This window comes from Hydrogenophaga sp., from assembly GCF_048549895.1.
GTDB lineage: Bacteria > Pseudomonadota > Gammaproteobacteria > Burkholderiales > Burkholderiaceae_C > Hydrogenophaga.
On record NZ_JBLYYB010000241.1, the window covers coordinates 1 to 10,073 of the forward strand.

The 10,073-nt window shown below is 63.2% G+C and carries 7 protein-coding genes; all 7 read right to left on the minus strand.

What is annotated here, in order from left to right; all coding sequences use genetic code 11:
* Nucleotides 1–87: 87 nt before the first annotated feature.
* The gene (locus tag ACN4F8_RS21915) at nucleotides 88–1,752 is read right to left on the minus strand and encodes a phosphoethanolamine transferase (RefSeq protein ID WP_300649388.1); all 1,665 of its coding nucleotides are present in this window, start codon (nucleotides 1,750–1,752) and stop codon (nucleotides 88–90) included.
* Entirely contained in the window at nucleotides 1,752–2,687 is a 936-nt protein-coding gene (locus tag ACN4F8_RS21920) for a cation diffusion facilitator family transporter (protein ID WP_300649386.1), read from the minus strand. The genes ACN4F8_RS21915 and ACN4F8_RS21920 overlap by 1 nt, the downstream gene beginning before the upstream one ends.
* A 7-nt stretch (nucleotides 2,688–2,694) precedes the next feature.
* On the minus strand, nucleotides 2,695–3,018 hold the full coding sequence (locus tag ACN4F8_RS21925; RefSeq protein ID WP_366146707.1) for a zinc ribbon domain-containing protein: 324 nt from the start codon (nucleotides 3,016–3,018) through the stop codon (nucleotides 2,695–2,697).
* 284 nt (nucleotides 3,019–3,302) lie between these two features.
* Nucleotides 3,303–3,638: a P-II family nitrogen regulator gene (locus ACN4F8_RS21930; protein ID WP_300649384.1), complete on the minus strand. Its 336-nt coding sequence runs from the start codon at nucleotides 3,636–3,638 to the stop codon at nucleotides 3,303–3,305.
* On the minus strand, nucleotides 3,635–6,766 hold the full coding sequence (locus ACN4F8_RS21935; protein WP_300649383.1) for an efflux RND transporter permease subunit: 3,132 nt from the start codon (nucleotides 6,764–6,766) through the stop codon (nucleotides 3,635–3,637). Before ACN4F8_RS21935 ends, ACN4F8_RS21930 begins: the two co-directional genes overlap by 4 nt.
* 21 nt (nucleotides 6,767–6,787) lie before the next feature.
* The gene (locus tag ACN4F8_RS21940; protein WP_300649382.1) at nucleotides 6,788–7,996 is read right to left on the minus strand and encodes an efflux RND transporter periplasmic adaptor subunit; all 1,209 of its coding nucleotides are present in this window, start codon (nucleotides 7,994–7,996) and stop codon (nucleotides 6,788–6,790) included.
* Nucleotides 7,993–9,297: a TolC family protein gene (locus ACN4F8_RS21945; RefSeq protein WP_300649381.1), complete on the minus strand. Its 1,305-nt coding sequence runs from the start codon at nucleotides 9,295–9,297 to the stop codon at nucleotides 7,993–7,995. Before ACN4F8_RS21945 ends, ACN4F8_RS21940 begins: the two co-directional genes overlap by 4 nt.
* Nucleotides 9,298–10,073: the final 776 nt, after the last annotated feature.

A 10,073-nucleotide genomic window follows, 5' to 3' on the forward strand; every position in this document is an offset into this window, starting at 1 on the left:
AAGCGGGATCAGGCGAGGCGTCGCGCCTTTACGGTAACTTTATCGGTATAACCGAATTGCCCTGTGAGAGTTACGCGGCAGCGACCATCAGCGCCGGCAAGCCGCCGAGATATCGAGTGAACGCTCATAGACGCTGGTCTGCACCTGCAAGAGACCAAGCGTCGAATGGAATAGGTTGTCATGTCCCCAGGGCTTTGCCGCCTGATCGGCCAAACACTCACGGCTCAGCCCAAAGCTGCTGGTAAAACCGGGCGATAACCACCACACCATCGGCACGCGGGTCTGCTCATCGGGAGCGATAACATACGGCAGTCCGTGCAGGTAGAGCCCCTTCTCGCCAAGCGACTCGCCGTGATCGGAGACGTAGAGCATCGCGGTGTCGAAACGCGGCTCCTGCGCCTTCAGAAAGGCGACGGTGGCGGCCAGAACGTGGTCGGTGTAGCGCAAGGCGTTGTCGTAAGCGTTCACGACGGCCTGACGGTCGCACTGGCGCAGTTCGCCGGTGTCACAGGTGGGCGCAAAGCGCCTGAATGCGTCAGGGTAGCGCTTGTAGTAGCTGGGGCCGTGGTTGCCGAGCATGTGCAGCACGATCACAAGGTTGCCCTTCGTGTCGCGAGCCACACTGTCAAGCCCACGCAGTAGTGTCTCGTCGAGACAGCGACCGTCGGTGCAGAGGTCGGGCAGCAGGGCCGGGTCGATGGGCTGCTGCGGCAGACCTTCGCACACACCCTTGCAGCCCGATTGGTTGTCGCGCCAGAGCACGGCAAATCCCGCCCGCGCCAGCACATGCAGCAGTGACTCGCTGGAGCGGATGCGGTCCTCGTCGTAATTGCGCCGGCCGACGGCCGAGAACATGCACGGCAGCGAGGTCTCGGTATTGGTGCCGCAGGCGCTGACGTCGCTGAAGTTCAGCACGTCCAGCTGCTCCAGCTGTGGCGTCGTCTGGCGCGCGTAGCCGTTGAGCCCCCAGTTCGACGCCCGCGCGGTTTCGCCGACGACGATGACGAACAGCGCCGGTTTACTACGCTGCTGCCAGGAAGGCGCCTGTCGGGCATCGATACCGACCGGCGCCCGCGCACGCGCTGCCGTGCGGGTGTCAGCCGACAGGACGCGGGCGGCCGAATACAGGTAGTTGGCCGGCGTGATCAAGTAGCGCAGCTCCTTCTGGTTGCGCATCATTGCCGAGAAGTCCTGAAACACGAGCAGCAGCGAGCCCAGGATCAGCAGCGCGCTGGTGGCGATGGCGGCCAACCGCCAGAGCAAGGCGCGCAGCGGCGGGCGCGTTGTCAGCCGCACGCACCACACGAGCGCCAGCGGCAAAACGGCATAGAACAGCAAGTGAGGCAGCATGCTCCAGCCGAACAGTTCACGCGCCTCGGCCGGGTCCGTGCGCAGCACGTTGCGCAGCATGCTCGGGTCTAGGTAGACGCCAAACCGCTGCATGTAGTACGTGGCGAATGCAGTGGTCAGCACAAGCACGCTCAGCACCGGCCGCACGGTCCAGCGGTTCAACACGAGACACAGCAACAGCATGTGCAACGCACCCAGGAGCACCACCATCGCAGCAGCAAAGGTCCAGGTCGCCCACGCGTCCCAGGTGCGACCCTCCAGGGTACCGCGCAGGAAAGGCCCGTTGCAGGCGATTGCAAAGAACATGCTGGCGGCCAGCGCAAGCATGTTGATGCTGACCGACGGTCGCCGCAGCGGCCGGGCCGCTCGAATGGCTGACACGGGCCAACGGGTGGACGCCATCAGGCCTGCGCCTGCCAGTGCTCGGTCTCGACCCGCTCGCCGCCGTCGGCGCCGGCTTGGTTGCAGGGCGCGTTCTCCAACTGCACGGTGATGTGCGCGATTCCAAATTGCGACATCAGCAATGCCCGCACCGCGACCAGCAGCTCCGCCGCATCGACACCAGGGGCGCCATGCACGATGTGCACGCTGAGACTGGTCTTGCCGCTGGTCACCGCCCAGATATGAAGATCGTGCAGGGCCAGCACTCCGCGCAGGCCCAGCAAAGCCTGGCGCACTGCCGCCAGGTCAACGCCGTCGGGCACACCTTCGAGAAGGATGTTGACTGTCTCGCGCAGCAGGATCCATGTCCGCGGCAGCACCCAGAGCCCGATGGCAACGGCAATAACGGTGTCGACCCAGTTCCACCCAGTGAAGCGGATGACCAGCGCACCAACGATCACGCCGACCGAGCCCAACAGGTCGCTCCAGACTTCGAGGTAGGCGCCCTTGACGTTGAGGCTGGCGTCCTTGCCCGCATTCAGCAGGCGCATGCTCACAAGGTTGACGATAAGGCCGAGCACCGCGATGACGAGCACGCCAGTGGTCTGCACCGCAGGCGGGTTACTCCAGCGCTGCCAGGCCTCAAACAGGATGTACGCCGCAACGCCGAACAGCAGCAGCGCATTGAAGGCCGCCGCCAAAATCTCGAAGCGGTGGTAGCCGAAGGTGCGCCTGTTGTCTGCTGCGCGGCGGGCCAGCCTGATCGCAGCCAGCGCGATGGCCAGGGCTGCCACGTCGGTGAACATGTGCGCCGCATCGGACAGCAGCGCCAGGCTATTTAGCATGAAGCCGCCGATCACCTCGGCAAGCATAAAGCCGCCAGTCAGCACGAGCGCGACGCGCAGCGCGCGTTCGTTGCCGGTGGTTGGCAGGGCGTGTTCGGAACCAGTGCTCATGTCACCCTCAGCTTCTCGGCTTGCCGCACTGCGGACAGAAACGCGCGTCCGCTGCCATCACCGAGTTGCACGAACTGCAGTTGCTCGGCACCATCGGGTTGCCGCACGACGAGCAGAAGCGCGCGTCTGGCACATTGTGGCTACCGCACTTCAGGCAGGCCAGGGCATTCGCAGCCGGGCCTAGCGCAGTGGGTGCCGGATATGGCGCGCGCGAGCGCCCGTGCTGGCCGAAGTCGCTGTCGTACCCACGGCGACTGCCATGTCCGTCATTGCTGTGCCCACCCATCATGCCGCGCGCAAGTCTTTCCCAGATACTCATGTCGATCTCCATTCAGTCGAGGCCCTTACTAGGCCGGTTTGCCCTGTTCAAGCTGCGAATCAGCAGCTTGGTCGATTGACCGCTTTGCACGCAGTCACTTTCCCCCAAGCGCAGCCACTGGCTAGCGCCGTGTGTACTTTGGCTCAGAGGTTTCCGCAGTCCGGCGGCGCGGTTTGGGCCACAGCCGCCAACAGGTCAGATTAGCTTCAACGATCACGCCTCCATGACCACGGCGTCGATAACATCAAACGCTGTGCCACTTGGCAGAACATCTGATGTCTGTTGTGTCAGCGCGATCAATCCGCCCGCACAGCCTGCTCGATCGGGATCACGTAAATCCATCCAGCGCCGACCTGCCCGGTATGCGCCTCGCGCCGTATCACGGCCACCAATTCGTCCACGTGTTCGTCGGCGCAATGCAGTTCGAGCTTGTATTCATTGATGACCTCGTCCCCCAGATCGATCGAATAGTGCCTCTCGCTGTCGCTCAGCGGCGCCAGAGAACCCTTCACCACATAGACGCTCAGGTTGTGCTCCGAACGGGACGGCGTGTCCCAGGCGCTGGAACTTTTCAGGGCGGCAATGACGCCGGCCACCCGGTTGCTGTGCACGTAGGCCTTTATCTCCTTCATGGCTTGACTCCTTCAATGACAGTGGCTGGGTCAGGCTGCTGCTTGCGACGTTCAGCGCGCAGTTCGGACCATTCGTAGATCAACGGTAGTAGCAGCAACGTGAGTGCCGTGGAGGTGAAGAGGCCGCCGACCACCACCGTGGCGAGCGGGCGCTGCGTCTCAGCGCCCACGCCGGTGGACAGCAGCATCGGGATGAGGCCGAGGATGGCCACCGACGCCGTCATCAGCACCGGCCGCAACCGCAGCGCAGCGCCCCTTCGCACCGCCTCGCGCGGTGACAGACCCTGGCGCCGCTGGTCGTTGAGAAATTCCACCATCACGATGCCGTTCAGCATTGCCACGCCAAACACTGCGATGAAGCCGATCGCCGACGGCACCGACAGGTACTGCCCGCTGACAAACAGCCCAACGATGCCGCCGATGACAGCGAACGGCACGTTGGCGATGATGATGGTGGCGTGGCGTACCGAGTTGAACGCGGTGTACAGCAGCATGAAGATCAGGCCGATGGTCAACGGCACGATCACCGCCAGCCGCGCCATCGCACGCTGCTGGTTCTCGAACGCACCTCCCCACTGGACGTAGTAACCCGCCGGCAGTTGCACTTGCGCCTTCAGCGCGGCATCGGCATCCTTGACGAATCCGTCCACGTCGCGACCCTTCACGTCCATCTGCAGCACCGAATACCGTTGCAAGGACTCGCGGCGCACGAACGAATATCCTTCGTCAAGCGTGATCGTGGCCACCTGTGAGAAGGGCACCAGAGCGCCCTCGGCGCTGCGGATCGGAATCGCGCCTATGGTCGCCGGGTCAAGCCGGAATTCGTCGGACAGCCGCACTGAGATGTCGAAGCGCTTGGTGCCTTCGATCAGCGTCGACACGGTGCTGCCGCCGATACCGGCCTGCACCACTTCGAGGATCTCGTCGGCGTTGATGCCGTAGCGCGAGGCGGCCTCGCGGTTGACCTTGATCACCAGTTGGGGCTTGCCCTTGTTGGCCTCGGCCGACAGGTCAGCGACGCCGGGTACGCCAGCGAGCACGCCCTTCATCTGCGCGGTCAGCCGATCCAGCGTTTCCAGATCTTCACCGTAGAGCTTCAAGGCCAGCGTGGCGCGCACGCCGGAGATCAACTCTTCCACCCGCGACTGGATCGGCTGTGTGGAGCCGAAAACGGCAGTCGGCACCACCACTTCAAGCGCTTGCTGCATCTCAGACGCCAGTTCGGCATAGGCCATCTTCTTCGGCCATTCCGATTGCGGCTTGGTCGCGAGGTTGATCTCCATGTAGTTCACGTCGGTCGTCTCGCCGCCTTCAGCACGGCCAATGGTGGCCAGCACGGAAGTGACCTGCGGGAACTTCTTGTGCAGTTCGTCGCTGACCACGTTGGAGACACGGATCGACTCGTCGAGCGAGGCCGAGGGGATGTTGGTGACACGGAACTGAATCGTGCCTTCCTGCAGTGTCGGCATGAACTCCTTGCCGAGGAACGGAAACAGCGCCAGCGAGCCGGCCAGCAGCAGCAGCGCCGAGCCGATGACGAGCTTCTTGCGCTCCAGCGCCCAGTCCAGCAGAGGCAGGTAGGCCCGTTTGGCCCAGCGCACGACGAAGGTGTCCTTCTCCTCCTTGGGCCGCAGGATCAATGCCGCGAGCACTGGCACCAGCGTGATCGACAGCACCAGCGAGCCCGCCATCGCGAAGGTGATGGTCAGCGCCATAGGCTTGAAAAGCTTTCCCTCAAGCCCGGTCAGCGAGAACAGCGGCAGGAACACAACGATGATGATCAAGATCGCAAAGGCGATCGGGTTGATCACCTCGCGCGCCGCCTCCAGGATCATGTGAGTGCGGTTGATAGGGCGTCCCGATTCGCGGGCATGCGCCAGCAGACGGAAGGCGTTTTCCACCAATACCACCGCACCGTCAACCATCATGCCGGTGCCGATGGCCAGGCCCGCCAACGACATCAGATTGGCAGATACACCGAACTGCTGCATCAAGATGAAAGCAATCAGCATTGCCAGCGGTAGCGTCACGATGACCACGATGGCCGAGCGAAATTCCCCCAGGAAGAGGAACAAGATGATGGCCACCAGCACCGCTCCTTCGATCAGCGAGCTTTTGGCTGTCTGCAGTGCCTTCTGCACGAGTTCAGCGCGGTCATAGATGGGTGACAGCGACACGTCCTTGGGCAGCGCCGCCTGCGCCGTCACCATCTTCGCCTTCACCGCATCGACCACGGCCTGCGCGTTTTCGTTGACCCGCGCTAGCGCAATTCCCAGCACGGCCTCCTTGCCGTCGCGCGTGACGGCGCCGAAGCGCGGCGCCGGTGCCTCCTTGACTTGCGCGACATCGCGCACGTAGATCGGCGCGCCGTTACGTTCGGCCAACACGATGCCGGCGATGTCGGCTGTATTGCTCACCAGCCCAAGGCCGCGCACCAGGTACTGCTCTGAGCCCAGGTTGATGGATTGCCCGCCGACCTGCTTATTGTTGGCAGTCAGCGTCTCCATCACCTGCTTGAAAGAGAGGCCATACTTGATGAGCTGGCGCGGATCGATCTGCACCTGGTATTGCTTCTGGAAGCCGCCCCAAGAAATCACATCATCGACACCCGGCGAGGTGCGCAAGATCAGCCGCACCGTCCAGTCGTGCAGCGTGCGCAGGTCCATCGCGTCGAGCTTGCTATCGGCTGATTCGACCGTGTACCAAAACACTTGGCCCAAGCCCGAGCTATTGGGGCCGAGCACCGGTTCTCCATAGCCTTCAGGCAGGCGCCCCTTGGCGTCTTGTAGCTTTTCGCCGACCAGGCGACGCGCGAAATAGATATCGACATCGTCTTTGAAATAGACGCCGACGTAAGACAGCCCGAAAAGCGAAACGGAACGCACTTCTTCCACGCCCGGCAACCCGGCCATTGCAGCCTCAATGGGTGTCGTGAGCAGTTTTTCGACGTCCTCTGCGGCCAGGCCGGGCGACTCGGTATAAATGCTGACCTGGATCGGTGTCACGTCCGGGAACGCGTCCACGGGTACCTGGCGGAAGGCCTGGACGCCCAGACCGATGATCACCGCGAAAGCGACGAGCACCAGGACCTTGTAGCGCAGCGAGGCATCGACAATGGCATTGAGCATGGTGGTTGTTCTCTCTCGATGTCAGTTCGCATCGCCAATCTGCGACTTGAGCAGGCGCGCCTTGAGCGCGTAGGCGCCCTCGACGACGACCTGATCGCCAGCCATCAGCCCGGAACTGACGACTGTTCTGCCAGACAGCTTTTCGCCGGGCACGATGGCACGTTCGTCGTACCCGTTTTTGCCGACGACGAACACTGTCGGCTGCCCTTGCATCAGCACGATCGAACCGCTGGGCACCGACAGCGCCGGCGGCCGCGTGCCTCCGGTCTCGATGGTGGCGCTGGCGAACATTTCGGGCTTGAGTCGGCCGTCTTGGTTCGACACTTCGATACGCGCAGGCGTGGTACGGCTGTCCTTGTCAAGCATGCTGGCAACATAGGTGACGCGGCCGGCGAAGCGCTCCCCAGGATAGGCCGTCACGGTGACCGTGGCCGCCGCGCCCGTCTTCACGCTGGCGAGCTTGTCCTCTGTGAGGTTGGCCTCGATCCACACTATGGACAGGTCAGCAACAGAGAACAGCGCCGCGGCGGGCGATCCCAGCTCACCGACGGTGGCGTCTTTCTGCACTACCGTTCCGGCCAACGGCGCCGTCAGCGCAAACGTGGACGATTCCCGCCCGCCGCGCGCGGAGGACGCGGTGCCGCCGAGCAGGCGCAGTTTGTCTTCGGCAGCATGCAGGTCGGCGGTGGCCGACTCGAACCCGGCTTTGGCGCGCAGAAACTCGCGTTGCGGAATGATCTCGTCGGCACTGAGCGACTCGGCGCGCTTGAACTCAGACTGCGCCACGCGGTGCGCTGCCTGGGCGCGTTGCAGCGTGGAGTGCGCCTCGCCGAGCGCAAGACTGTCCAGCACCGCCAGCGCTTGACCGGCCTTCACCTTGTCACCCAGGTTAGCGCTGACCTGTACGATTCTGCCCTCCACTCGTGGAGCAACGCGGGCGACACGGTCCGCGTTCGGCCGGATCGTCGCTGTAAAGGTTACCGTATCGGCAAGGTTCTGAGCGGCCAAAGTCTCGAGCTTGATGCCGGCGCGCTGTGTGTCTTCGGGGGACAGTTTCAAGCCAGGCTCTTCCTTGCGTTCGCCTTGTGCCGTGGCGGGCGGTGCGGCAAGAGCAGATTTGTCGCCCTCGCCGCACCCAGCCATAGCCAGCGCAAGTGCGGTTGTAATCGCCGTCAGCACGAGACGGACACCAACAGTGGAGGTGGTGATCAGGAGAGTCGAGTGGTTCATGGACGGGCTTCTTCCTGCGGCCAACCGGCCGCGAGTTCGAGGGCAATGCGGGTACTTTGGTAGTCAGTGAGGGCTTCGATCAGGTCGCGGCGCGCGTCAAGTCCCTGGCGGCTGACGACTATCAGTTCGAGTAGGCCGATCTGGCCAGCCCGTTGCGATTTCAGCGACAGTTGCTGGTTGTCTTGCAACGCAGGCAGCACCGATTGCTGCAGCCTGCGGACACGAACCTCTAGGCTGTTCAGACGGGCCCAAAGCGCGGTCACATTGGCCTGTGCGTCTCGGGTGCCCGCTTGCTTTTCAATCTGTGACTGGCTCAGCTCGGTGCTGGCCTTGCCAATGCCGGCGGCGTTGCGTCGAAAGAAGGGCAGCGGTATCGACACCGACAAGGTCGTCAACCTTTCGCGGGCAAAGCCCGGGCCTTCGCGGCCCACGTTCAAGCCAACTGTCACATCCGGATAGGTACTGGCACGTTCTAGCTTCAGCCGCGCAGCGGCACTGTTTTCACGCTCTGCCAGGGCACGCAAGCGCGGCTGTGCCTGGGCAGCGGCCAGCAGGGTTTCGAGCGAGTAACCGTCCCGCTCGGCGGCGAGGTCGCCGCTGGCCAGCGGCAGTCTCTCTGGTGACAGTTGGAGCTGGGCGGCGAGTCCAGTCCGAGCGTCCAGCAATTGCTCCAGGACCAACGCCAGCTGATTACGTGCTCGCTCGGCTTCGACCCGTGCCACATTGGCATCGAGCCGAGTATCTTCACCGGCCGCGCGACGCCGTTCCACCGCCGTCGCGGTGTCCTCGAACAGCCCCAGCGCCTGCCGTTCGAGTTCGATGCGCTGCTGCAGCGCCAGCACGCGCACGTAGCGCTCGGACACCTCGGCACGAACCTGGCGCCGCACGTCGGCAATCTCCAGGCGCAACGCGCTCAGCGCGGCTTCGGCTGACTCGCGCCTGTAGCCGCGCTGGCCCGCTACCTCGAAGGTTTGGGACAACCCGGCGCCCCATTCGCTCTGGCGATCGGTGCCGGCGCCCTGGGGCACGGACCGGCGGCGCTGGTCGACCGACACTTGGGGATTGTTGTAGAGCCATGCCGCCGCGTCGGTGCGCTGGCCTTCGGCAGCGGCAAGCTCCGCCATCTTCGCCTGCAACATTGGGTTGGCTGTCAAGGCCTTGGCGAGCGCGTCGATCATCGTCAACGGTCGCAACATCTGCGCTGTCGAGGACTGACCTTCAGGGCCCGCCGGCATCTGTGCCAAGCATGCTCCGACAGTACAGAACAATATGCTGGCGAACGCCAGCGATTTTTTTCGCATCGAATTCTCCTGTTTGCAACAAACAACGAAACGGAAGAATTCGGCGAGGCGTCGGTGGTCAGCGCTGGTCGTCTGGAGAAATGTCTTTTCCTCGCCGAATTATTCGGCGCGCGACCACTTCGGGCGCTCGATGGAGACCGGCGGAGATGCCGCCTCGGCTATTGCGTCTCGGAAAACAAGATCTGCAGTTAATTCCGCAGTTAGCAGAGGTGGTGACCTGCCTATCGGTGGAACGCAACCCATGTGATGCGCAACACAATCGGGGTCATCTGCCAAGGGATTGACCTTTTGGTCCGCCGAGACAGACGGCGTTTCGCCCTTCGCCTCTGTTTGGTGTTTGTGGCTGTGATGACCGAAATGACCGACGGCTGCCCCTTGCTCATGTCGGCAATAAGTCACCGCCGCACCCCAGGCGAACTGGAGGGGCAACACTGCAAGCAGAAGGACGAGTATCAACCGACGCATACTCGAAGTTTATCAGGTCGGCAGTCTTGATGTCGAACGCACGGCTAACTGACGGCCAACACCGCGGCGACTCGGCCGGCGCGTTAAGCGCAAGCTTTTGACAGTACCCGACACCGGATCGCAGACAAACAGAACGAGCGAGCCAGCAAGTGCAGACCGGGCACGAGCTTTCATGATGGCATCACCTTCAAAGTTTGCCGCTCGACTTGAGAAGCTTGGGCAACACCCACCACATCAACAGGATTAGCGCCGCCATCGCGCCCGCAGCGACGTTGCCCATTGCATGTCCGAAGACCGCCGAGAGAACCAGT